The 22,638-nt window shown below is 68.8% G+C and carries 22 protein-coding genes; 14 read left to right on the forward strand and 8 right to left on the reverse strand.

Annotation, left to right across the window (positions count from 1 at the left end):
* The first annotated feature begins 72 nt into the window (after positions 1 to 72).
* From KLK06_RS00335 to KLK06_RS00365, 7 genes are all read left to right on the forward strand, one after another.
* Complete coding sequence (locus KLK06_RS00335; protein ID WP_214633218.1) at positions 73 to 774, forward strand: hypothetical protein; 702 nt, start codon at positions 73 to 75, stop codon at positions 772 to 774.
* Between the two features lie 3 nt (positions 775 to 777).
* Positions 778 to 1,314 (forward strand): class F sortase, encoded by a 537-nt coding sequence (locus tag KLK06_RS00340; RefSeq protein WP_214633219.1) that lies wholly within the window; start codon positions 778 to 780, stop codon positions 1,312 to 1,314.
* A complete protein-coding gene (locus KLK06_RS00345) occupies positions 1,311 to 2,240 on the forward strand; it encodes a phosphotransferase family protein (protein WP_214633220.1) in 930 nt (309 codons plus the stop codon). The genes KLK06_RS00340 and KLK06_RS00345 overlap by 4 nt, the downstream gene beginning before the upstream one ends.
* Positions 2,241 to 2,267: 27 nt before the next feature.
* A complete protein-coding gene (gene tsaB, locus KLK06_RS00350; RefSeq protein WP_214633221.1) occupies positions 2,268 to 2,912 on the forward strand; it encodes a tRNA (adenosine(37)-N6)-threonylcarbamoyltransferase complex dimerization subunit type 1 TsaB in 645 nt (214 codons plus the stop codon).
* Complete coding sequence (rimI, locus tag KLK06_RS00355; RefSeq protein ID WP_250904709.1) at positions 2,909 to 3,376, forward strand: ribosomal protein S18-alanine N-acetyltransferase; 468 nt, start codon at positions 2,909 to 2,911, stop codon at positions 3,374 to 3,376. Before tsaB ends, rimI begins: the two co-directional genes overlap by 4 nt.
* A complete protein-coding gene (gene tsaD, locus KLK06_RS00360) occupies positions 3,369 to 4,400 on the forward strand; it encodes a tRNA (adenosine(37)-N6)-threonylcarbamoyltransferase complex transferase subunit TsaD (RefSeq protein WP_214633222.1) in 1,032 nt (343 codons plus the stop codon). The genes rimI and tsaD overlap by 8 nt, the downstream gene beginning before the upstream one ends.
* A gap of 247 nt (positions 4,401 to 4,647) precedes the next feature.
* Positions 4,648 to 5,292, forward strand: coding sequence for a hypothetical protein (locus KLK06_RS00365; protein ID WP_214633223.1), 645 nt, complete (start codon positions 4,648 to 4,650; stop codon positions 5,290 to 5,292).
* On the opposite strand, the gene KLK06_RS00370 is transcribed toward KLK06_RS00365, so the two are convergent.
* The 3 genes from KLK06_RS00370 to KLK06_RS00380 form a co-directional block, all read right to left on the reverse strand.
* Positions 5,265 to 5,426: a hypothetical protein gene (locus tag KLK06_RS00370; protein ID WP_214633224.1), complete on the reverse strand. Its 162-nt coding sequence runs from the start codon at positions 5,424 to 5,426 to the stop codon at positions 5,265 to 5,267. The genes KLK06_RS00365 and KLK06_RS00370 overlap by 28 nt on opposite strands.
* Before the next feature lie 201 nt (positions 5,427 to 5,627).
* Positions 5,628 to 7,604, reverse strand: a complete 1,977-nt coding sequence (locus KLK06_RS00375; protein ID WP_214633225.1) for a hypothetical protein — start codon at positions 7,602 to 7,604, stop codon at positions 5,628 to 5,630.
* Positions 7,605 to 7,798: 194 nt separating this feature from the next.
* Complete coding sequence (locus KLK06_RS00380) at positions 7,799 to 9,391, reverse strand: class I SAM-dependent methyltransferase (protein WP_308168042.1); 1,593 nt, start codon at positions 9,389 to 9,391, stop codon at positions 7,799 to 7,801.
* A 494-nt stretch (positions 9,392 to 9,885) separates the two neighbouring features.
* Between KLK06_RS00380 and groES the strand changes: the two genes are divergently transcribed.
* The 3 genes from groES (at position 9,886) to KLK06_RS00400 (ending at position 13,126) form a co-directional block, all read left to right on the forward strand.
* A complete protein-coding gene (groES, locus tag KLK06_RS00390; protein ID WP_214633886.1) occupies positions 9,886 to 10,200 on the forward strand; it encodes a co-chaperone GroES in 315 nt (104 codons plus the stop codon).
* A gap of 84 nt (positions 10,201 to 10,284) precedes the next feature.
* Positions 10,285 to 11,904 carry a chaperonin GroEL gene (gene groL / locus KLK06_RS00395; protein WP_214633226.1) on the forward strand — a complete coding sequence of 540 codons (1,620 nt, stop codon included), beginning with the start codon at positions 10,285 to 10,287 and terminating at the stop codon, positions 11,902 to 11,904.
* Between the two features lie 586 nt (positions 11,905 to 12,490).
* The gene (locus tag KLK06_RS00400) at positions 12,491 to 13,126 is read left to right on the forward strand and encodes a sigma-70 family RNA polymerase sigma factor (protein ID WP_250904790.1); all 636 of its coding nucleotides are present in this window, start codon (positions 12,491 to 12,493) and stop codon (positions 13,124 to 13,126) included.
* A gap of 109 nt (positions 13,127 to 13,235) precedes the next feature.
* Here the strand turns inward: KLK06_RS00400 and KLK06_RS00405 are convergent, their stop codons facing one another.
* Entirely contained in the window at positions 13,236 to 13,613 is a 378-nt protein-coding gene (locus tag KLK06_RS00405) for a DUF5319 domain-containing protein (RefSeq protein ID WP_214633227.1), read from the reverse strand.
* 39 nt (positions 13,614 to 13,652) lie between these two features.
* Complete coding sequence (locus KLK06_RS00410; protein WP_308168043.1) at positions 13,653 to 14,648, reverse strand: helix-turn-helix domain-containing protein; 996 nt, start codon at positions 14,646 to 14,648, stop codon at positions 13,653 to 13,655.
* A 452-nt stretch (positions 14,649 to 15,100) separates the two neighbouring features.
* Here KLK06_RS00410 and guaB point away from each other — a divergent pair, with 452 nt between their 5' ends.
* Together guaB and KLK06_RS00420 are read left to right on the forward strand one after the other, a co-directional pair.
* On the forward strand, positions 15,101 to 16,582 hold the full coding sequence (gene guaB / locus KLK06_RS00415) for an IMP dehydrogenase (RefSeq protein WP_214633229.1): 1,482 nt from the start codon (positions 15,101 to 15,103) through the stop codon (positions 16,580 to 16,582).
* 3 nt (positions 16,583 to 16,585) lie between these two features.
* Positions 16,586 to 17,707: a GuaB3 family IMP dehydrogenase-related protein gene (locus tag KLK06_RS00420; RefSeq protein ID WP_214633230.1), complete on the forward strand. Its 1,122-nt coding sequence runs from the start codon at positions 16,586 to 16,588 to the stop codon at positions 17,705 to 17,707.
* A gap of 164 nt (positions 17,708 to 17,871) precedes the next feature.
* On the opposite strand, the gene KLK06_RS00425 is transcribed toward KLK06_RS00420, so the two are convergent.
* Positions 17,872 to 18,759, reverse strand: a complete 888-nt coding sequence (locus KLK06_RS00425) for a hypothetical protein (RefSeq protein ID WP_214633231.1) — start codon at positions 18,757 to 18,759, stop codon at positions 17,872 to 17,874.
* The gene (locus KLK06_RS00430; protein WP_308168044.1) at positions 18,756 to 19,301 is read right to left on the reverse strand and encodes a sigma-70 family RNA polymerase sigma factor; all 546 of its coding nucleotides are present in this window, start codon (positions 19,299 to 19,301) and stop codon (positions 18,756 to 18,758) included. The genes KLK06_RS00425 and KLK06_RS00430 overlap by 4 nt, the downstream gene beginning before the upstream one ends.
* Before the next feature lie 389 nt (positions 19,302 to 19,690).
* Here KLK06_RS00430 and KLK06_RS00435 point away from each other — a divergent pair, with 389 nt between their 5' ends.
* Positions 19,691 to 20,242 carry an AAA family ATPase gene (locus tag KLK06_RS00435; protein WP_214633233.1) on the forward strand — a complete coding sequence of 184 codons (552 nt, stop codon included), beginning with the start codon at positions 19,691 to 19,693 and terminating at the stop codon, positions 20,240 to 20,242.
* 191 nt (positions 20,243 to 20,433) lie between these two features.
* On the opposite strand, the gene KLK06_RS00440 is transcribed toward KLK06_RS00435, so the two are convergent.
* Entirely contained in the window at positions 20,434 to 21,393 is a 960-nt protein-coding gene (locus KLK06_RS00440) for a YafY family protein (RefSeq protein WP_214633234.1), read from the reverse strand.
* A gap of 61 nt (positions 21,394 to 21,454) precedes the next feature.
* Here KLK06_RS00440 and KLK06_RS00445 point away from each other — a divergent pair, with 61 nt between their 5' ends.
* Positions 21,455 to 22,618 carry an epoxide hydrolase family protein gene (locus KLK06_RS00445; protein ID WP_214633235.1) on the forward strand — a complete coding sequence of 388 codons (1,164 nt, stop codon included), beginning with the start codon at positions 21,455 to 21,457 and terminating at the stop codon, positions 22,616 to 22,618.
* The last annotated feature ends 20 nt before the right edge of the window (positions 22,619 to 22,638 follow it).

Consider the following 22,638-nt stretch of genomic DNA (forward strand, 5'->3'; position numbering starts at 1 on the left):
ATCATTGGTAAGGGTTCGCCCAGAAAATCTGGGTATCAGGAGGGGCGGCGTCCATTTTTTGGTGGATGCTTGGTGAAGGACGGCGCGGAGTGGGGTGCGGCGGTGCTCAGGGTCAGGCGAGTCGCGTACGCGGGAGCCATCGTCATGATCGGCGCGGTCGGCTGCTCGGCCTCCGCCCAAACCACACCGACCGCCACACCATCAGCCACGGCCAGCACCACCCCCACGCTCGGCGCCACCCCGACCGCCAGCAGGAAGCCCATCCTCGTCCAGCTCAGCCCCGCGAAGGTCACCGCGGGTGAGAACTCCAAGGTGTGGATCTTAGCCAACTGCCCGGTCCCCACCGGCGGCCCCGCACACACGGGCACCGCCACGTCCAGGGCGTTCCTCAGCGGCGTGCCGCTGACCACCGCGCCGACCGCCGCCACGGCCACGCCCACGCCGACCGGCCGCGTCACGGCCTCGAACCCGTGGGTACGCGGCGAGGCCCAGGTGTCGAGCACCGTCAAGCGCGGCTCCTACCTGGTCGACGTCAAGTGCGACGGCACCAACGACACCGGCAAGGCCACCCTGCAGGTCGCCAGAGCGACCGCGGACACCTCGGACACCTCGGACGACGACACCAAGCCCACCAAGGCGCCCCGAGCGGGCGGTGGCGGCACCTTCGGCAAGGACCTCGACGAGGGCTCGGGGATGCCGGTCGGCGGCGTGCTGGCCGGCGCGGCCGTGCTGGCGGCTGCCGGGCTGCTGATCAAACGCCGCATCAGGGGTTAGCCGATGGCCCGCCCTGGACGTGTGGTCCTCGCGGGAGCCGTCACCGGCCTGCTGCTGGTCGCGTTCGGCAAGTCGTACCAGACCGGCACCAAGACCACCGCCTCCGTCGTGCCCCAGAGCATCGACATCCCGTCGATCGAGGTCGAGGCGCCGCTGATGAAGCTCGGCCTGAGCAAGGACGGCGAGGTCGAGCTGCCGCCGTACGAGAAGCCCAAGATGGCCGGCTGGTACACCGGCAGCGCGGTGCCCGGCGACAAGGGCGCCTCGGTCATCATCGGCCATGTCGACACCAAGACGGCCCCGGCGGTGTTCTACAAGCTCAAGCAGGTACGCAAGGGCGAGATCGTCAAGGTCGAGCGGAGTGACGGCAAGGTCGTCCAGTACAAGGTCGACTCGATCGAGCAGGTGTCGAAGGATCACTTCCCGGCCGATCGCGTCTACGGCGGAGACGGCCTCAAGCTGGTGACCTGTGGCGGCAAGTTCGACTACGCCAAGGGCGAATACCTCGACAACATCATCGTCTACGCTTCTCGAGCGTGAGCGAAGAGACCAACCCGCCCGCCTCGGGGGCGCGGGTGCCCTGGCCGGAGGTGCACCCGGCCGCCCGCGCGGCCGTCGAGGAGTTCCTCGGCGCCTCCGTGATCGAGGCCGTGACGCAGCAGGGCGGGTTCTCGCCCGCGGCGGCGGTCCGGCTCCGCGCCGCGAACGGCCGGCGCGCCTTCGTCAAAGCCGTCGGCCCGGAGCCGAACCCCGACAGCGTCCGCCTCTACCAGGCCGAGGCCAAGATCGCCGCCGCCCTGCCCGAGTCCGTGCCCGCGCCGCGGCTGCTGACCGACTTCGAGATCGAGGGCTGGGTGGTGCTGGTCTTCGAGGACGTCGAGGGCCGCCACCCCGAGCTGCCCTGGCGCCGCGCCGAGCTCGACCGGGTGATGGAGGCCGTACGGCGCATGTCCGCCGCGCTCACGCCCACGCCGATCGAGGCGCCGCCGATCGCGGAGGTGTTCGGGCAGGCCTTCCGCGGCTGGCGCGAACTGCTCGACGAGGACACCACCGGCCTCGACCCGTGGGCGCTGCGCCACGTCGGCGCGCTGGCCGAGCTGGAGTCCGGCTGGGCCGAGGCCGCCGCCGGTGACACGCTGCTCCACGCCGACCTGCGGGCCGACAACCTGCTGCTCACCGAAGACCGCGTCTACGTCGTCGACTGGCCGTGGGCCTGCGTCGGCGCGAGCTGGTTCGACTCCCTGGGCATGCTGCCCTCGGTCGCCATGCAGGGCGGCCCGCCGCCGCAGGAGCTGTTCCCCGACCCCGATCCCGCCGCCACCGCGGTGATCGCCGCTTTCACGGGTTACCTGGTACGGCAGGGCCGCCGGCCGCCGCCACCAGGGCTGCCCACGGTCAGAGCGTTCCAGCGGGCGCAGGGCGTCGTGGCGCTCGACTGGCTGAAACAGCGCACCGGCTGGGTGTGACCCGCCAGGCAGGTAGGCTAAACAGTCGTGTTGGTCCTGGCCTTTGATACCGCGACGCCCGCCGTCACGGCCGCCCTCCATGACGGGCAGCGAGTGCTCGCCGAGTCGACGACGATCGACGCCCGGCGACACGGCGAGCTGCTCGTCCCCACCATCGAAACCGTGCTGCGCGAGGCGGGCACCGCCCTGTCCGAGGTAACCGCCGTCGTCGCGGGCAGCGGCCCCGGCCCCTACACGGGGCTGCGCGTCGGGCTGATGACCGCGCAGGGCCTCGCCACCACGTTGGGCGTCCCCGCGTACGGCATCTGCACCCTCGACGCCGTCGCCTACGGCAGCGGGTTCACCGAGCCGTTCCTGGTCGCCACCGACGCGCGGCGCAAGGAGGTGTTCTGGGCCCGCTACTCCGACGCGCGCACCAGGCTCGACGGCCCGTTCGTCGACCGGCCCGCCGACGTGCCGGTGGACGGCCTGCCCGTGGCCGGTGCCGGAGCCGGGCTCTACCCCGACCTCCTGGGGCGATCCGATGCTCCGCCATACCCCTATGCCGGGTTCATGGCCGCCCTGGCGGCCGAGCGCATCGCGGCGGGGGTGGCGCTCGGCCCGCCGCGCCCGATCTATCTGCGGCGGCCCGACGCGGTGGTGCCCGGCGCGCCCAAGAGGGTGACGGCATGAAGCCCCGGCAGATGGACGTGAAGCTCCGGCAGATGACCGAGGCCGACCTGCCGGCGGTCATGGGGATCGAGCGCAACACGTTTCCGATGGACGCGTGGAGCGAGGGCATGCTCCGCGGCGAGCTGGCCGACCAGCCGCGGACCAGGCACTACGTGGTGGCCGTCGTCGGCGAGGAGATCGTCGGCTACGCCGGCCTGGCCGCCGCGGCCGACCAGGCCGACGTTCAGACCATCGCGGTCGACTACCCGCATCAGGGCACCGGGATCGGTGGCGCGCTGCTGACGGAGCTGCTGGCCGAGGCCGGCCGGCGCGAGGCGCGGGAGGTCTTCCTCGAGGTGCGCGCCGACAACCCGCAGGCGCGGGGGGTCTACGAGCACTTCGAGTTCGAGGTGATCGGCCGGCGCCGCCGCTACTACGACGACGGCACCGACGCGATCATGATGAGAAGGAAGCTGGATGGCTGACGCACCCCTGGTCCTGGGCATCGAGACGTCCTGCGACGAGACCGGCATCGGCATCGTCAGGGGCCACACGCTGCTGGCCAACACGATCGCCTCCAGCATGGAAGAGCACGCCAGGTTCGGCGGCGTGGTGCCCGAGGTCGCCTCGCGGGCCCACCTGGAGGCGATGACGCCGACGGTGGAGGCCGCGCTGGCGCAGGCCGGGCTGAAGTTCTCCGACATCGACGCGATAGCCGTCACGGCGGGTCCGGGCCTGGCCGGAGCGCTGCTCGTCGGGGTCGCCGCGGCCAAGTCCTACTCGCTCGGCCTCGGCGTGCCCCTCTACGGCGTCAACCACCTGGCCGCCCACGTCGCCGTCGACCAGCTCGAACACGGCCCGCTGCCCAAACCGTGCATCGCCATGCTGGTGTCGGGCGGCCACTCGTCGCTGCTGCTCGTGCCCGACGTCGCCCAGGACGTGATCTCGCTCGGCTCCACCGTCGACGACGCGGCCGGGGAGGCGTTCGACAAGGTGGCGCGGGTGCTCGGCCTGCCGTTCCCCGGCGGCCCGCACATCGACAAGGCGGCCACCTCCGGCTCGGGCACGGCCATCACCTTCCCGCGAGGCAAGATCGACGACGGCACGCTCGACTTCTCCTTCTCCGGGCTGAAGACCGCCGTGGCGCGCTGGGTGGAGGCCCGCGAGGCGGCCGGCGAGTCCATCCACGTGCCCGACGTGGCGGCCTCCTTCCAGGAGGCCGTGGTCGACGTGCTGACCCGCAAGGCGCTCCAGGCGTGCCGGAAGTACGAGGTGCGCGACCTGCTGATCGGCGGGGGTGTCGCGGCCAACTCCCGGCTGCGCGCGCTGGCCCAGGAGCGGTGTGACGCGGCGGGTGTGCGGCTGCGGGTGCCGCGGCCTGGGTTGTGCACGGACAATGGCGCCATGGTCGCGGCGTTGGGGTCCGACCTGGTCGCGGCGGGGATCACCCCGTCGAGGCTGGACATTCCGGCCGACTCGTCGATGCCGATCACGACCGTGCACGTATGAGGCGTTGCACCGGTCCTCGGTGCGTGTGATGGAGTGTGGCCGGTTTTTGGGTGTGGTGGCGTGCGGCCGGTCTTCGGTGCGTGTGATGGAGTGTGGCCGGTCTTCGGCGTGTGACGGGCGCGTCGGGGGGCCGTTCCCCCATGCGGGGGAGGTGGTTCCCTCCGGCGGGCGATGAGCCTGCCCTGACGCGGCTGCGATCTTCGGAACAGATCGGGCAAGCCATGCCCGTAGGCCCGAAGGACCGCGGATGACCATCCTCACCGAAGTACCGCCGACCACCGGGCGGCTACGCGCCGCCTGGACGGCCGCCCACGCCCCTGTGCCCGGAGTGCCGCGCTGGGCGCGGATCGCCGCCTACGCCATCCCGTTCACCGTGCTGCCGGCCAGCGTCTGGCGGATCGCGGCGGTCACCTTGCACCTGCCGATCGGTCACGGCGAGCAGGGCGCCGGGGACATCCCGCCATGGCTGCCGATGGAGCTGTACGTGGTGCTGCTGTCGATCTTCTCCGAGCTGGTGGCCTTTACCGCCGTCGGGCTGATCGCCGCATGGGGAGAGGTGTTCCCGCGCTGGATTCCGGGCCTGCGCGGGAAGCGGGTTCCGGTGCTGGTCGCCATCGTCCCCGCCGGGCTCGGCGCGGTCGCCCTCACCTGGCTGTGGACACTGGCGGCGGTCGCCACCTCTGCCCGACGCGACATTTACGGGCGGCCGCTGGCCGCGGACTTCCCCCTGGAGTTCCACGACTGGCAGGGCCTGCTGGCCGTCGCCGCCTACGCGCCGCTGCTGCTGTGGGGCCCGCTGCTGGCAGCGCTCACCGTCGCGTACTGGCGGCGCCGCCGCGCCCGGCCAACCGCGCCTGTGGCAGCTCACAGGCCGTCGCGGTGGGAAAGGTAGACGGCCGCTGAGAACGTCACCACGGGCCTGCTGGTCGTGCTGGAGACGTTGTCGCCGCTGGAACGGGCGGCGTTCGTGCTGCGGGAGGCGGTAGCGGGGTGTATGGGCTGGTCAACCCGGACAAGCTTGCGCATTTGTCCTGAGGTTCTGGCGCGACGGGGTGTCGGCCTGCCCCGGCGACGGCTGAGAATGCGCGTCGTAACGGCGGGAACCACGTGAGCGTTCACGACCGGCCAGGAAGGTCGCGCGCCCAGGTCGGCGCGTGCGGGTGACCTTGGCTTTGCCGTACAGGAAGGTCGGTCTTTTCTTGTGCGGCGGGTCTTGTGCGGCGCAGGTCAGTCCTTCCGCGTGGGGCGGAGGAGGGCTTCGGCGAGGGCGAGCATGGTCTCCTCCAAGGCGCCCAGGCGCTTGGTGAGGTCGCTGGTGGCGGGCTCGACGATGTCGGTGACCGTCTGGGTGAGCTCGGAGCGGTCGGGGCGCGCCGCGACCAGCTCCGTGAGCGCGGACGCGGCGGCGGTCAGGCGCTCGCCCTGGTCGGTGGTCTGGGAGTCGAGGAGTTCGCTCACCCGCTCGCCGATGCTGAGCGTCGCGGGTAGCTGGCCGATGCGCTGGTTGACGGCCTCGATGCGGTCGTCGACGGCTTCGAGGTGCTCGTTGGCCTGTTCGGCGCGTACGGCGAGGCCGGTCAGGTTGGTCTCCACGCTGTTGAGCTGGGTGCCGAGGCCGTTGATCGAGGTGTCGACGCCGGTCAGCCGGGTGTTCAGGCCGGTTACGGAGAGGTCGACGTCGGTGAGCCTCTCGCCCAGGCCCGTCACGGTGGCGTTGACGCTGGTGAGCTGGTTGTCCAGGCCGTCGAAGCGGGTCGTCAGGCGCTCCTCCACCTCGCCCAGGCGTTCGTCGAGTGACTCCAGGCCGTTGTCGAGCTGGTTGAAGCGGCCCTCGTTGCGGGTGGCGGACTCGGTGAGGTGCCGGTCGGCGACGGCCAGGCGTTCGTCGAGCCGGATGAAGTGGCCGTCTACGCGGCCGTCGAGCGCGTCGAACCGGTCGTCGTGGCGGGACAGGTGGCTGTTCACCGTGGTCAGGTGACTGTTCACGGAGTTCAGGTGCTGGTCGAAGCCGCCGAGTCGGCCGTCGAGCCCGCTGTGGGTGTCGAGCAGCTTGCCGTCGATGCCGTCGAGGCGGGTGTCTATGCCGGCCAGGTGTCCGTCGGCGGTCTCGATGCGGCCGTCGATGCCGAGGAGTTTGCCGTCGAGCTGGCCGATCCGACCGTCGACGCCGTCGAGGCGACCGGCCAGGCGCTGCTCGGTCTCGTCGAGGCGGCCGGACAAGCCCTGCTCGGACTCGCCCAGACGGGCGGTGAGACCTTGCTCGGTCCTGTCGAGACGCGCGGTCAGGGCCTGCTCGGTCTTGTCGAGGCGGCCGGTGAGCCGCTGGTCCAGGTCGGCCAGCTGCTGTTCGGTCTCGTCGAAGCGTCCGGTGAGGCGTTGTTCGGTGCCGTCCACCTGGGCGCCGAGCCGGTCCGTCGCCGCGGTGAGCTTGCCGCCAAGTTGGTTGGCGGCGGCGGTGAACTTGCTGTCGAGCTGGTCGGTGGCGGCGGTGAGCTGCGCGGCGGTGGCGGTGATCTTGCCATCGAGCTGTGCGGCGGTGGCGGCGAGCTTGCCGTCGAAGCCGTCGGGCAGCTCCAGCACCGCGCCTTCGATGCGGTCGGTACGGGCGGTCAGCTCGGCGAGTGACTTGTCGATGCGGGTGAAACGGTTGGCGGCGGCCTCCATGCCCGTGGTGAGCTGGCCCAGCCTCGTGCCCAGCTCACCCATCCGCTTGTTGATGCCGTCGGTGCAGTCGAGGACCGACTGCAGCTTCTTGAGCACCTCGTCCACGTTGTCGCCGACGCTGCCGACCTCGGCCCAGAGCCCCGGCAACTCCGACACCGGCGCCACCCGCTGATGAACCGACTCCACATGCGCGTCAACGCTGCCCACCTGCTCGCCAACGGCGTCAACGTGGTCGCGTACCGCCTCCACATGCTGGGCGAGACCCTCGGCCCACATCGGCGGTTTGGCGGCGATTTCGTCAAGCCGCCCGCTCACCGTCTCGAGCGTGCCGCTCAGCCCTCCAAGCTCCCGTTCGCGAACCTCGCGGAGCAGCCACTCCATACCTTCGAGGCGCTGGCGGATCTCGTCGAGGACGGCGCCCTGGGTGCGCTGCTCGTACACGTGATCCTGGGAAGCACGCGCGAGCAGGTCCCGCATCCTTTCGGAGATGGCGGAATCGCCGCCTGCCTGTAGAAGGGTGGTGTGGTTGGAGTGGTCCACCGAAAGGCTCCTTCGCTCGCCGACGGTCTGCCGCGCAGCGGTGGGATAGGTCCGGTTTGCAGATGGAAGAAAGAGAGCGCGGCTAACCGCCAAAGGGGGAGGACTCCCGCGTGCCCACCTTAGCCTTTCGATCAAGGTAAGTCAGGGGCGAAGGGAAAGATAGGTATTGGCCCGGGAACGCCCGGATTTGTCATTTACGCAGGTGGAGCCGCATGGCAAATCAGGACAGAAGGCTTATCCATGATGCGGGTAAGGATGATTACCACTGATTTATCGCCAGAAAGTCGAAGGTCGTTTCTGAGTCGCTCGATGTCGACTGCCGAGGCCCGCTTCTTGATAACGACATTTCCGATTTGCCGCTCGCGAAGGGTGGCGCGGAGGCGCTTCAGCGAGAACGGCAGCACTTCTTCCACCGAGTAACGCGCGGCCCACGGGGTGTCGAACGCCTCATCGCTCGTGATGTAGGCGATCATCGGGTCGGGGAGGCGGCCATTGACCATCTCGGCGACCTCCCCGACGAGGTGTGCACGGATCGCGGCCCCGTCGGGCTCATACACATAGCGCCCGACGGGGCCGATCGGCGCCTCGGTCCCGCGGGCGACGAGCGTTTCCCCACCGGGCAGCAACGTCGCCCGCCGCACCGCACCACCGGGCGCTGCCATCGGTGGCTCCGCGCCGCCGGGCAGCGTCACCCGTCGCACCGCACCGCCCGGCCGCTCAACAGCGTCGATTGTGCCTGCGGCGTCGATCGTGTCCCCCGCGCCCAGCAAGCCTGTGGCGCCGGTCGTGGTCGTGGGGTCAGTGACGTCTGCGGTGCTGGTCGTAGTGGTGGCGTTGGTGGAGCCTGTCCAGAGGGCTGCTTCTTTTACCTCGCCCTTGTACGACACCCACTCGGCTTCGGCGCCGGCCGGGATGAACTCGTACGGGATGCCCGGAGCCACCTTCAGGCAGGCCCGCGGGGCCCTGGCGACCAGGTCGAGCACGACCGGCCACGGCGGTGAGTAAGCCATGGGGTCGAACGTCCTGCCCCGGCTCGTACGACGCGCGGGATCGGCGAACAGCCAGTCGTAGTCCTCCGGCGAGACCGTCGCGGCGTCGCCCACCCGGACGGTGACTCGATCCCCAAGCCCGAGCGCCTCGGCGTTCGCCCGGGCGACTGCGACGGTCAGCGGATCGAGGTCCAAGGCGTCCACGACGCATCCGGCGCGCGCCAGCGCGATGAAGTCGCCGCCGATGCCGCAGCAGACGTCCACCACCCGCGGTCCCCCGGCCGCGCCCCGCCCTCCACCGGTCATGACCCGTGTTTCCGCGACCGCGCCAGGCACGCCACTGGTCGCAACTCGCGTTTCAGCGGCCACCACTTGCGTTCCTGGGATCACACCCTGCGCTCCATCGCCCGCAACCCGCGTTTCCCCGGCAGCGCCATGCGTTGCATCGGCCGCGACCCGCGTTTCCCTGGCCAGGCTCTGCGCTCCACCGGATGCGGCCTGCGTTTCGTCTGCGGTTGCGATCAGGCGGCGGGCGCGGTGGGTGCCGACCTCGGCGCGGGTGGCCTGCTCCAGGCCGTGCGGAGTGAAGTACATGCTGGCCGCGTCGGCGCCGAACTTGGCTCTGGCGCGGTCGCGTAGCGCAGCCTGGGTGAGCGCGGCCGAAGTGAGCGCCGCGTCGTACGTCTTGCGCAGTCTCGTCGCTGCGACTACCGGGTCGGCTCCTACCAGCTCGACGGCCTCAGCGAGAGCGCGCTGCCCGCGCGGGGTTAGCAACTCGGTGAAGGCGTCGAGATCCACGTAACACCACGCTAGCGCCTCCCCGTCACACTCCAGGCCCCGGCCCGTCCGCGATCCCGTAGACGCGAAGGCGGTGGTGGAGGGACGGGGCGGCCTCACGCGTCTGTCCGTCCGGGTATGGCGGGTGGCCTCACGCGTCCGCTCGTCTGCGGATGGCGCGAATCATCGTGTCCGCCGGGCAGATATGGCGTGTCCGTTGTGCGTGTGCGGCGCGAAGTCGGCTGTCCGCTGTGCGCGTAAAGCGCGTGCTCACACATCCGCCGTACCCCACGGGTGCGTGTCACCCCATTTACTCCCAACCTTGGGCAAGCTCTTGGGCCTGATCGCTCTGAGCAGACGCGTTCGTGTTGACTGTCAAGCCCCTCTTGCATATGTTTCCTGTTGGCACTCTCCCCTTGAGAGTGCCAACGTGCGACGAGGCAGGTCTGACACCCGCGACGGCAGGCCCCGCTGGTCGCCTCTTCTAGATCATTCAAATCTGAAGGGGAGGTCCGATCGTGACGACCGCCACCAAGGTTCCCGTTAAGCCGCTCGGCGACCGCATTGTGGTTCAGCCGCTTGAGGCAGAGCAGACGACCGCTTCCGGCCTGGTCATCCCTGACACCGCCAAGGAGAAGCCGCAAGAGGGCAAGGTCCTCGCGGTGGGCCCGGGCAACTGGGATGAGGACGGCGACAAGCGTATTCCGCTTGACGTCGCCGAGGGCGACATCGTCCTCTACAGCAAGTACGGCGGCACCGAGGTCAAGTACGGCGGCGAGGAGTACCTCGTGCTCTCCGCCCGCGACGTTCTCGCGATCATCGAGAAGTAAGCCGGATGCGTCGGGCCCCGGGCGCGCGCTTCTCGTTTGAGCGCGTGCGGCCGGGGCTTTCGACGCTAGGAGAGGACTTTCAGCATGGCGAAGATCCTAGCGTTCGACGAGGACGCACGCCGCGCGCTTGAGCGCGGCGTGAACGCCCTCGCGGACGCCGTGAAGGTTACCCTCGGCCCCCGTGGCCGCAACGTCGTCATCGACAAGAAGTTCGGTGCTCCGACGATCACGAACGACGGCGTGACCATCGCTCGTGAGATCGAGCTGGAGGAGCGCTACGAGAACCTCGGCGCCCAGCTCGCCAAGGAAGTCGCCACCAAGACCAACGACGTCGCTGGTGACGGCACCACCACCGCGACCGTCCTGGCCCAGGCGATGGTCCGCGAGGGTCTGCGCAACGTGGCGGCCGGCGCCTCGCCGCTGTCGCTCAAGCGCGGCATCGACAAGGCCGCCAAGGCTGTCAGCGACAAGCTGCTCGCCAGCGCGCGCCCGGTCGAGGACAAGAAGGAGATCGCGAACGTCGCGACCATCTCCGCTCAGGACGCCAAGATCGGCGACCTGATCGCCGAGGCGTTCGACAAGGTCGGCAAGGACGGTGTTCTCACCGTCGAAGAGTCCAACGCCATGGGCATGGAGCTCGAGTTCACCGAGGGCCTCCAGTTCGACAAGGGCTACCTGTCGGCGTACATGGTGACCGACCCCGAGCGCATGGAGTCCGTCCTCGAGGACGCCTACATTCTGCTCACCCAGGGCAAGATCAGCTCGATCTCGGACTTCCTGCCGCTGCTCGAGCAGATCGCCCAGACCAAGAAGCCGCTGCTCGTGGTCGCCGAGGACGTCGAGGGCGAAGCCCTGGCCGTTCTGGTCACCAACAAGATCCGTGGCACGTTCACCTCCGTGGCCGTCAAGGCTCCGGGCTTCGGCGACCGCCGCAAGGCGATGCTGCAGGACATCGCCATCCTCACGGGTGGCCAGGTCGTGAGCGAGGAAGTCGGTCTCAAGCTCGAGAACGTCGGCCTTGAGGTGCTCGGTACCGCTCGCCGCATCGTCGTCACCAAGGACGCCACGACCATCGTCGACGGCGCCGGCGACGCGAAGGCGATCGAGGACCGGGTCAAGGAGATCAAGCTCGCCATCGAGCAGTCCGACTCCGACTGGGACCGCGAGAAGCTGCAGGAGCGCCTCGCCAAGCTGGCCGGCGGCGTGTGCGTGCTGCGCGTCGGCGCTGCCACCGAGGTGGAGCTCAAGGAGAAGAAGCACCGTCTCGAGGACGCGATCTCCGCTACGCGGGCCGCGATCGAGGAGGGCATCGTCTCCGGCGGTGGCTCCGCGCTGATCCACGTCTCCAAGGACCTCGACGACCTCGGTCTGACGGGCGACGAGGCGACGGGTGTCAACATCGTCCGCCGCTCGCTGGTCGAGCCGACGCGCTGGATCGCCGAGAACGCCGGTCTCGAGGGCTACGTGGTCACCCACAAGGTCTCGGAGCTGCCCGCGGGCCACGGCCTCAACGCCGCCACGGGCGAGTACGGCGACCTGCTCAGCCAGGGCGTCATCGACCCGGTCAAGGTCACCCGCTCGGCCGTGCAGAACGCCGCGTCCATCGCCGGCATGCTCCTCACCACCGAGGCGCTCGTCGTCGACAAGCCGGAAGAGGATTCGTCCGCTTCCGGCCAGGGTCACGGTCACGGCCACGGTCACTGATCCGTTTCTCCCTTACACGGTCTGCGCCTGTTTTCTGGGTGCGGGCCGTGTTTTGGTTTTTTGGGTTTTTACGGCCGGCATGGGCCGGCCCCAACCGCCGTCCGGGGCCGGGCTCTGTCCAGGGGCACGCTCCTCCGGTGGAGGTGGCTGAGCGCCGTGACGCGCGCATGGTGGGCCGCGGCCACCCCCTTCTTGCCCGATTACCGCACCTGGCGTGGCCGCTGGCTCCTCGGGCGCTGAGGCCCCGCGCGTGGGGTACTCCGGGCCACTCTCACACGGGGTCGCCGACGTTGGCCTAACCCCCAACGCCGGGTATGGCATATGACATACGCTCAATCCCGGCAGGCTGCTGGAGACGTGGGCGAACGATGATGAAGTGGGAAAAGTCCTTTATTCGGGTAAACCTGATGTGTGCCTTAAACGTCTAGCTGCCTGGCAATTTCTGTACATTTGGGGTTATGGGATGAAATATTCTTCCGCAATAAAGGCTTAGTGTCGTCGTTTGATTACTGCCCGTTATCGTCTCGTCAATGTGACCAATCCGTAGCCGTTCGCGATGACGACAGGCCCGATCAGTGCGGGCATCATGCCTATCGTGAGCGAGGGAAGCGTCGCCGACGCCAAAATTGGGGTAAGGCTCGCGTCGAGACTTCCGGCACGGACGGATGACTCCGACCTAAGGGAACTGACGAGCCTCGCCGTGCAGGGAGATCGCACTGCGATCGAATCCCTGCTGGGCGAGTTGCGTCCGATGGTGGTGCGCTATTGTCGCGCCAGGCTGGGCAGGGTTTCAGGGCAATATCACATTGCCGATGACGTAGCCCAGGAGGTGTGCATCGCGGTCCTGTCCGCGCTGCCGCGATACCGAGACATGGGGCGGCCTTTCGCCTCCTTCGTCTTCGGTATCGCCTCGCACAAGGTGGCCGATGCGTTGCGGAGTTCGGTCCGCTCGGCCGTACCGACTCAGGATCTACCGGATGGGCCCGACGATGGACCGGGGCCCGAGGAGACGGTAGTCCGTTACATCGAGGTGGAGTACGCCCGCAGGCTGCTCGCCAAGCTGCCCGACAACCAGCGCGAGTTGCTGCTGTTGCGGGTGGTGTCGGGGTTGTCGGCGGAGGAGACCGGTAATGTACTCGGTATGTCACCAGGTGCGGTCCGCGTCGCCCAGCATCGAGCGCTGGCGAGGCTGCGGCAGATGGCCGAACTGGAGTCGGCTTGACGCCGGAGGAGCAGACTGACGCGCTCCTCGACGTGCTAGCCCGCGGCGAGCTGCCTGATTCGCGCGATCCGGCCGCACGGCTGCTCGCCGTGCTGCTGGACGACGTGGATCAGCGGCGCTCCTCGGTGTCGATGACACCGTCGACATAGCCTCTGGCGTACTCCCAGGTCACGTAGTCGGCCGGGTCGGGAAGAAAGGCTGGCTCGTGCATCTGGGGCTGGCCCTTGTCGATCATCTGGCGCAGATTGCCGCGCAGCAGCTCCCAGTCGAAGAAGTGCTGCTCGCCGCATTCCGGGCAGTCGAGCACGAGTCCCAGCACTCCTTGCTGCTCTAACAAGGAGCGAAAGACCTCGACGTCGGCCAGGTCGGTAATGGCCTCGTCGCGCTCACTCGCGGTCAGCGGTTCGGCGTCGTCGAGCTCGCCCATCGCTGAGGAAGGGTCGTTCGGGTCGTCCGCGAACGGGTCGCGGGGGACGTCTTCCAGCACCTTCCCACCATATGACCGATGCGGCCGGCGCGGTGGCTATTAGCTCAGCCAGCCACGCCGCGCGGCCTCCACACCTGCGTGAAAGCGCGATTGCGCGCCGAGCTGAACCATGGCGTCGGCGAACCTGGCCCGTACCGTGCGCACCGAGACGCCGAGCTGGCGGGCGATGGAGTCGTCGCACATGCCCTGCGCCGCGAGCCGCAGCACCTGCACCACGCCCTCGCCCCGGCGACCCCAGGGCAGGGGTACGGCCCGGCCCCACAGCTCCTCGAAGAGCGATCGGAGCATGCCGACGACGATCGGCGTTCGTACCAAGTAGAAGTTGTAAGCGTGGTCCGGCAGGTTGCCGCCCCATAAAGCAGGCAGGCCGGCGGCGTCGGAACCGGCGGTCATGAACCAGCTCGGCACCCGGTCCAGCGTGCGGACCGTTCCGCCGGTCGCCAGCAGCCTGGTCAGCTGGTCGCGTACGCCGGGCAGGGTCAGCGTGGAGACCGGGATGATGGCCCGTACGTTCAGGAGTTTCCGCTGCTGTGCATCGATCCAAGGGTCGGCAAATTTTCGTACAAAGTCTGCCATGGTGCGCTCGTCGGGGATCGCGGTGAGCAGCCGCATCGGCGGGGACTGGGACTGCACCGCCATGCCCACCACGCTCTCGTAGAGCACGTCGGCCCCGCTCACCATCTCGACCCGGAACGCGCCGTTCTGGTAGTCGTGCCCCACGTCGTAGTCGCGGATCAGCCCCCGGATCGAGCCCAGCGCTGAGTCGATGCGCCTGCTCTCCTCGGCCAGCCGGTCGAGGCGCTCGGCGATCAGCCGGCCGAGTGCGGCGGCGGGGTGCCTGGCCAGGTACTCGCCTGACTGCTCGTCGATCACGCCAAGCCTGACCAGGTCGTCGAGCTGCCTGCTCACCTTGTCCACGGGACCGTCCATGGCCTCGGCCAGTTCGGTACGCGTGGTCCTGTGCAGGCGCAGCACCGCCGTGTACAGCGCGGTCTGAGCCGGGTCGAGGCCCAGCGTCTCGAGGGGGTCGGACACCTTAAGTGGATCAGACACGGTGTGGGACTCGGTGCGCATATAAGGGGCTCCGTAGGGAGGACACGGGCGTGTCGTGAGAATAACTCGGCGATACGTCCTTGTCCGCTCCTTGCGTTGGACTCCCTGGTCACATGTGCAACTTCGTGCAATTGCACGTTTTCACATTGCGGTGTGCCGATGAGTAACGCAGGCTTAACCCAGCGTCGGCATCCACTTGAGTTGGCAGCGCTGGGCCATCAGGACGCGGAGGGGGGTTCGGTGGCGCTTTACGCGCTTCCGCCCGGATGTCGGTGGCCGGAGGATGGGGCGGATCACCGACCGCCCCATCCCTCGGCACTTTTGGATGCCGGGGGTACGACGGGCCGTGGGGGCCATCGTGCTCCCGGCCTCAAGACGTTTTGCACGTAGGCCCTAGACTTGCCTGCATCAGCATCGGCAGGAGGGGCCGCAGCATGTCCAAGTTCACCGAGACAGGTCTGACCTTCGACGACGTGTTGCTCGTCCCGAGCTACTCAGATCTGCAACCCGGTGACGCGGATACCGGGTCACGTCTCTCCCGCGGGATCAGTCTGTCGATCCCGCTGGTCTCCGCCGCGATGGACACCGTCACCGAGGCCCGCATGGCCGTCGCGATGGCCCGCCAGGGCGGCATCGGCATCCTGCACCGCAACCTGGCGGCAGAAGAGCAGGCCCAGCAGGTGGACCTGGTCAAACGGTCCGAGGCCGGGATGGTCACCAACCCGGTGACCTGCACTCCCGACCACACCCTGGCCGACGTGGAGCGGCTGTGCGCGACGTACCGGATCTCCGGGGTGCCCGTCACGGACGTCTCCGGCGTACTCGTCGGCATCGTGACCAACCGCGACATGCGCTTCGAGACCGACCAGTCGCGCCCCGTGCGCGAGGTCATGACCCAGATGCCGCTGGTCACCGCCCCGGTGGGGGTGTCGCGGGACGACGCGTTCGCGCTGCTCCGGCGTAACAAGATCGAGAAGCTGCCTCTGGTCGATCCCGACGGCAAGCTGCGCGGCCTGATCACGGTCAAGGACTTCACCAAGAGCGAGCAGTACCCACTGGCCACCAAGGACGCCGACGGCCGCCTGGTCGTCGGTGCCGCGGTGGGCGTCGGCGGCGACGCGGAGCTGCGGGCCAAGGCGCTGATCGAGGCGGGCGTCGACGTGATCGTGGTCGACGTCGCGCACGGCCACTCCAAGGGCCTCGCCGAGATGATCGCCAAGGTCAAGGCCAACAGCAAAGTCGACGTCATCGGCGGCAACATCGCGACGAGGGCGGGCGCCCAGATGCTCGTCGACGCGGGCGTCGACGCGGTCAAGGTCGGTGTGGGCCCCGGCTCCATCTGCACCACCCGCGTCGTGGCCGGGGTGGGCGCGCCGCAGGTCACCGCCATCTACCAGGCGTCGCTGGCGTGCGGGCCGGCTGGTGTGCCGGTCATCGGCGACGGCGGTCTGCAGTACTCCGGCGACATCGTCAAGGCCATCGCCGCCGGCGCCGACACGGTCATGCTCGGCTCGCTGCTCGCCGGCTGCGAGGAGTCGCCCGGTGAGCTGATCTTCATCAACGGCAAGCAGTTCAAGTCGTACCGCGGCATGGGCTCGCTCGGCGCGGTCCGCAACCGCGAGCGGGGCGGCATGTCCTTCAGCAAGGACCGCTACGCCCAGGCCGACATCGGCGGCGACGACAAGTACATCCCTGAAGGCATCGAAGGCCAGGTCCCCTTCCGGGGCCCGGTCGCGGCCGTGGCCCACCAGCTGATCGGCGGACTGCGCCAGGGCATGTGGTACGCGGGCTGCCGCACGATCAGCCAGATGCACACCGACTGTGAGCTCATGCCGATCACGGCGGCGGGTCTCACGGAGAGCCATCCCCACGACATTCAGATGACCGTGGAAGCCCCGAACTATCACAGAAGGTAAGAAATGACTCAGCAGGTGGAGATCGGCCGGGGCAAGACCGGTCGCCGGGCCTACGCGCTCGACGAGATCGGCCTCGTACCCTCCCGGCGCACGCGTGACCCGGAGGAGGTCTCGATCGCCTGGCAGATCGACGCCTACCGGTTCGAACTGCCCGTGGTCGTCGCTCCCATGGACAGCGTGGTCTCGCCCGCCACCGCGATCGAGATCGGCCGGCTCGGCGGTCTGGCGCCGCTCGACCTCGAAGGCCTCTGGACCCGCTACGACGACCCGTCGCCGCTGCTGGAGGAGTGCGCCTCGCTCGACTCCGAGGCCGCGACCAAGCGGCTGCAGGAGATCTACGCGGCGCCGATCAAGGAAGAGCTGATCGGGCGGCGGATCTCGGAGATCCGTGAGTCCGGCGTGACCACGGCCGTACGCCTGTCGCCGCAGCGTACGGTGCAGTATCACAAGGCCGTCATCGACGCGGGCGTCGACATCTTCGTCATCCGCGGCACCACGGTCTCGGCCGAGCACGTCTCGGGCCGCGCCGAGCCGCTGAACCTCAAGCAGTTCATCTACGAGCTCGACGTGCCGGTCATCGTGGGCGGCTGCGCCACCTACACGGCCGCCCTGCACCTCATGCGTACCGGCGCGGCGGGCGTCCTGGTGGGCTTCGGCGGCGGCGCCTCCCACACCACCCGCAACGTGCTGGGCGTGGCCGTGCCGATGGCCACGGCGATCTCCGACGTCGCGGCCGCCCGCCGCGACTACATGGACGAGTCTGGCGGACGCTACGTGCACGTGATCGCCGACGGCGGCATGGGCACCTCGGGCGACATCGCCAAGGCCATCGCCTGCGGGGCCGACGCGGTCATGGTCGGCTCCCCGCTCGCCCGCGCCACGGAGGCGCCCGGCCACGGCTTCCACTGGGGCTCGGAGGCGCACCACCCTGACCTGCCTCGCGGGCGGCGGATGGCTTTCGGCACGGTGGGCAGCTTGGAGCAGATCCTGCACGGGCCGTCCAGCGTGGCTGATGGGTCGATGAATCTGATGGGGGCGTTGAAGCGGGTGATGGCTTCGACGGGCTACTCGGACATCAAGGAGTTCCAGCGCGTCGAGGTGGTCGTCGCTCCTACACAGCGCTGACCGATTTGGCGCCCACCTGTTGATGGCCTTTTGCTGCCCGCCCCGGGCGGGGTGGGCGCTTTGCCGTCGTTGCCCGGAGGAAGCGCGGATCAAGGGGCGGCCGGTGGCCTGGCTTGGTGGGTCGAGGTCGAGCGGCCTCCCATTGGCGTGCCGCTCGACCCTGCTCAGTCCGACTCGTATTCGAGGGCGGGGTTGCGCTCGGGGGTTACCTGCAGACGGACCACACCGACGCGCACGGACGCGACTTTGTAGACGATCCAGTTGGCGCCGACCTGATCTGCCGCCAGCGGCTTGAGTTCGTAGCTGCCTTCACCGACGGAGACGAGGCTGAACTCGGCGGTCAAACCTCGCTTCCGCACCTCGGCCAGCACGTCATCGACGCTCCGGCCGCTCACCTTGGCCCCGGCCAGTTGCTCTCCGGCACGAGTGGCCGACTGCCATTCGTTCTCATAGGACTCGCCTGGCTTGGCCGGTCGTCCCAGATCGAAGCGTATTGCGCCCTTGAGCGCTACTGGGACGGTGACCGCCATGAAGCAGCCGCTGTCGGCCAAATCGCAGTCTGCTGGTTCCCTGCGGATGTGGAAGGGCCCAGCCCCTTGCATCATCACGATCTTGCCCACTGAAGCCGGCGAGACCGGGATCACCTTGATCTCGACATTGAGGCCAAGGGCCCGGAAAGCCTCGGAGAATCTCCGCTGATCCGCGTAGGGGTCCTTGATCCGGGCGACATACGTGTCCGCCTCTTCTCGGATCTCCACCGCGGAGTTGGCGTAGGAGATCGAAGTGCCGTCGCCGTATCCCAGCAGGCTCGGTCCGAGGACGGCGCCGAGGGCGAGGACGACGGAGGCGGCGAGTCCGAGCAGCGTGGGACGAGCCCGGTACCGGTCGCGCAGGCGTCGCGGGGGCCCCGCCGTCGTCGGCTGCCGCTCCTGGGCGATGATGTCCGTGAACAACGCCTGTGCGCGGGCGCCGCCGGCAAGTCCGACCGGTTCATCCGTCCCGATCCGGGCTAGCGGCCTCAGCAGCTCGTTGATCTCATCAATGGCCTTCATTGCGCTCTCCCAGCAGGAACAATGGCGGTGGCGGGCGTGGATCGGACATCGGCTTCGTCGAGCGCGAGGGAAAAGCGCTTGCGGGCCCGGTACAGCCGGATGCGTACGGCATTGCGGGAAAGCCCCAGCATCGTGGCGATCTCTTTGCGGTCCAGGCCCTCCCACGCGACCAGCGAGAGGAGCTCGCGGTCGTCGTCGGAGAGCGTTCCGAACACCTGGGCGATCGCGTTCAGCTCGACGTTGTGGTCAGCGGGGTCGCCATAGAGGTCGGCCATCTCCGCGTCGAGTTCCCGGTGACGTGCCTGGTGTCGAAGCGCGCTGCGGCGGTGGTCGGCCAGCACGTTGCGCGCGACTCCGTACACCCAGAGCCTCGCCTCCGCGCCTGGAGGTAATTCGTCCATCTTGCGCCAGACAACGGTGAAGGTCTCGGCGACCACGTCGGCCGCGTCCTGCGGGGAGTCGCAGCGGCGTCCGGCGTAGGCGATGATCTCGTCGTAGGTCGCCCTATAGACGGCTTCGAACCTGTCGGTGTCATCTGGCACGGGCGATTCCCATCGTGACGTCCTCCACTCGATGCGGGATGCGAACGCCCTCTTCATTGGTCGACGAGGCCTCACCATTTCGTCCCAAACCAAAAAATCTTGAGTGGCTCCTCGGACCACGTGTATCTTCGTGGTCAACCCGCCCCGGGGTCGACCGAGTCCATGGTCGGCGGACCCGGTGTCGATTCCACCGGGTTTCTCTCTTTGCGCACCCCGGCTGCGTGCTGGTGCGCCCGGGCGACCGTCTAATCCGCGGCATATTCCAGGTGATCCACCCGGCCGCGCCACGGGATCCCTTCGGCGCTCTCTTGCCCCAAGCAGCAACGCCCACTGCGACTCGGTCATGTCCCCACACCTCAGTGCGCGATCAGAAAGGCGACCAGACGAAGATGAAGCGCTACATCCTCACCGGCACCCCCGGTGCCGGCAAGACCACGATCCTGCGCCGACTGGCGACCCTTGGATACGCGACGGTCGAGGAGGCCGCCACGGCGGTCATCGCGGACGAGCAGGCGTGCGGCGACGCTGAGCCGTGGACCCGGCCGTCCTTCATCGACAAGATCGTGGCCTTGCAACGACGGCGACAAATGCAGTCGATCATCGCCGCGCCACTCGTGCAGTTCTTCGACCGCTCGCCTATTTGCACCCACGCTCTCAGCACCTATGCCGGACACCCGATCCCCGAGACCCTGTCCACCGAGATCGAAAGGATCACCCGAGAGCAGATCTACGACCGGCGCGTGTTCTTCGTCCGCAATCTCGGCTTCTGCGAACGGACCGAGGCCCGCCGGATCAGTTTCGAAGACTCGCTGGAGTTCGAACGCGTCCACGAGCAGACCTACCGCTCGTTCGGCTACCAGCTCATCGACATCCCCGCCGGACCACTACCCGAGCGAGTGGCCACGATCCGGACCGTGATCTCCCAGCACGCGGACTTCTGAAGCACGCCCTCTGGTTGCATACGGGTGGGCCACGGCAGGGACGTCGGTAAGTGTTCACCGATCGACGGCCAAGCGGCAGGGGAGCGGCGTCTCCCGCAGGCGGGTCTTACCATCCGCCGCGCCGCCACTGGCCGGGCGCCGGCGTCGGCTTCGCCGCTCTGTCCCGGCTGGCCGGGCTCGACTGAGCAGTGTCAGCCCTCGAGGAGGGCGTCCAGGCAGCGGCGGGCCTGGGCACGTAGGGCGTTGGCGAGCTCGGGCGGTCCGCTGGTCAGGGTGAAGTCGGCGTCGACCGACGTGATCATCCAGACCAGCGCCCATAGAGTCTCGGCCCCGACGTGCAGCAGGCAGCTGTGGTCGTCCACCGCCTCGACGACGCCCATCCCCGGCCACACCCGGTCGGCGATCGCCTCGGCCGGCTCGTGCAGGGTGACGACCGCCTGGTAGGGCCAGGCTCGCGAGGACAGCCGGTGTGCCAGGTATGTGACGGCGTCACCGTACGGTGGTTGCCTGGGTGTGAAGCGCGGGCCGGTGGGTGTGCGCGGGATGAGGCGGTCCGCCCGGAAGGTGCGCCAGTCGCGGCGATCGGTGTCCCAGGCGACGAGGTACCAGCGCCGTTCGAAGTTGACGAGACTGTGCGGCTCGACGGACCGTACGGTGTCGCCGCCGCGGTGACTGGTGTAGGCGAAACGCAGGCGTTCGCGGCGGCGGCAGGCGTCAGCGATCGCCATGAGGGTGTCCGGGCTGACCACGGGCCCGGCCGCGCCGACCCGGACCGTCGTCGTGTGCAGGGCGTTCACCCGATAGCGCAGCCGAGGCGGCAGCATGTGCTCGAGTTTGGTGAGCGCCCGCAGCGCGGTCTCCTCGATGTCGGCGACCGAGCCGCCCGCCGCCGTCCGCAGGCCGACTGCCACGGCCACCGCCTCGTCGTCGTCGAGCAGCAGCGGCGGCAGTGACGCTCCGATGCCGAGCCGGTACCCGGCGGCGCCCTGGACGGCGTCCACCGGATAACCCAGCTCGCGCAGCCGCTCCACGTCCCTGCGGACCGTACGGGCGCTGACGCCCAGCCGCTCGGCGAGCTCCCCGCCGGACCAGTCGAGATGGGTCTGCAACAGGGACAGCAGTTTGAGCAGCCGCGCGGAGGTCTCCAGCATGTTCACAAGTCTGCCGCAGCTTAGGACCGAACCTGTCCTAAGTGTTCCTATGGTCAGAGACATGACCCACGACATCAACCCCTTCCGCATCGACATTCCGCAGTCCCAGCTCGACGACCTCAAGGCGCGGTTGGCCGGCACCCGCTGGCCGGACGAGCTGCCGGGCGTCGGCTGGAGCCGCGGCGTGCCGGTGACGTACCTGAAGGAGCTCGCCGAATATTGGCGAACCGGCTACGACTGGCGGGCGCATGAGGCGGCGCTCAACGCCTATCCGCAGTTCCTCGCCACCCTCGACGGGCAGAATGTGCACTTCCTCCACGTACGCTCGCCCGAGCCGGATGCGACGCCGCTCATCCTGCTGCACGGCTGGCCGGGCGGCGTGGTGGACTTCCTCGACGTCATCGGCCCTCTGTCGGACCCACGCGCCCACGGTGGCGACGCGGCCGACGCGTTCCACCTGGTGATTCCGTCGCTGCCGGGGTTCGGGTTCTCCACACCGCTGGCCGGGCCGGGCATGAACTCCTCCAGGATGGCCGGGCTCCTCGTCCGGCTGATGGCCCGGCTCGGGTACGAGCGCTACGGCGTGCAGGGCTACGACACCGGCTCGTGGGTCGGCCCCGCGATGGGCAAGCAGGACCCGGACCATGTCATCGGCGTCCACCTCAATGCCATGATCACGTTCCCGATCGGGGCGGAGGGCGAGATGGGCGGGCTGTCGGAGATCGAGCAGCGGCGCTGGCAGCGCATGCAGGGCTTCAACGACGGTTACCTGCAGTGCAACTCCAAGCGGCCGCAGACGGTGACGTACGGGCTGCACGACTCGCCGGTCGGCCAACTCGCCTGGATCGTGGAGAAGTTCAAGGAACTCACCGAGCCGGAGGAAGGGCTGCCCGAGGACAGCATCGATCGCGACCACATCCTGACCGACGTCTCGATTTACTGGCTGACCGGCACGGCCGGGTCGGCGGCACAGTGCTATTACGAAGAGATCAGCGCCACCGAGCCGGACTGGGGTGACGGCGCGGACGTTTGGGCGCCGGAGCGTGGCACGGTGCCGACCGGGGTGCTGGTCTCCGCCCACGACGTGACCGTTCGTCCCTGGGCAGAGCGCGACCACAATGTCGTGCACTGGACCGAGCTGGGCAAGGGCGGCCATTTCCTCGCGATGGAGGCGCCGGACCTGCTGGTCGGCGACGTACGAGCGTTCTTCGCGAAGGTGCGCTGAGATACGCCCGCGTACCGGTG

This window comes from Nonomuraea sp. NEAU-A123 (genome assembly GCF_018603905.1).
Lineage (GTDB): Bacteria > Actinomycetota > Actinomycetes > Streptosporangiales > Streptosporangiaceae > Nonomuraea.

What these genes read in the sequence shown, in the direction of transcription:
- KLK06_RS00435 (WP_214633233.1), top strand. Translation starts at nt 19,691, where the DNA reads ATGAAGCGCTACATCCTCACCGGCACCCCCGGTGCCGGCAAGACCACG.
- KLK06_RS00370 (WP_214633224.1), bottom strand. Translation starts at nt 5,426, where the DNA reads ATGCGCAAGCTTGTCCGGGTTGACCAGCCCATACACCCCGCTACCGCC.
- KLK06_RS00340 (WP_214633219.1), top strand. Translation starts at nt 778, where the DNA reads ATGGCCCGCCCTGGACGTGTGGTCCTCGCGGGAGCCGTCACCGGCCTG.
- KLK06_RS00400 (WP_250904790.1), top strand. Translation starts at nt 12,491, where the DNA reads ATGCCTATCGTGAGCGAGGGAAGCGTCGCCGACGCCAAAATTGGGGTA.
- KLK06_RS00425 (WP_214633231.1), bottom strand. Translation starts at nt 18,759, where the DNA reads ATGAAGGCCATTGATGAGATCAACGAGCTGCTGAGGCCGCTAGCCCGG.
- tsaD (WP_214633222.1), top strand. Translation starts at nt 3,369, where the DNA reads ATGGCTGACGCACCCCTGGTCCTGGGCATCGAGACGTCCTGCGACGAG.
- guaB (WP_214633229.1), top strand. Translation starts at nt 15,101, where the DNA reads ATGTCCAAGTTCACCGAGACAGGTCTGACCTTCGACGACGTGTTGCTC.
- rimI (WP_250904709.1), top strand. Translation starts at nt 2,909, where the DNA reads ATGAAGCCCCGGCAGATGGACGTGAAGCTCCGGCAGATGACCGAGGCC.
- KLK06_RS00440 (WP_214633234.1), bottom strand. Translation starts at nt 21,393, where the DNA reads ATGCTGGAGACCTCCGCGCGGCTGCTCAAACTGCTGTCCCTGTTGCAG.
- groL (WP_214633226.1), top strand. Translation starts at nt 10,285, where the DNA reads ATGGCGAAGATCCTAGCGTTCGACGAGGACGCACGCCGCGCGCTTGAG.
- KLK06_RS00445 (WP_214633235.1), top strand. Translation starts at nt 21,455, where the DNA reads ATGACCCACGACATCAACCCCTTCCGCATCGACATTCCGCAGTCCCAG.
- KLK06_RS00365 (WP_214633223.1), top strand. Translation starts at nt 4,648, where the DNA reads ATGACCATCCTCACCGAAGTACCGCCGACCACCGGGCGGCTACGCGCC.
- KLK06_RS00420 (WP_214633230.1), top strand. Translation starts at nt 16,586, where the DNA reads ATGACTCAGCAGGTGGAGATCGGCCGGGGCAAGACCGGTCGCCGGGCC.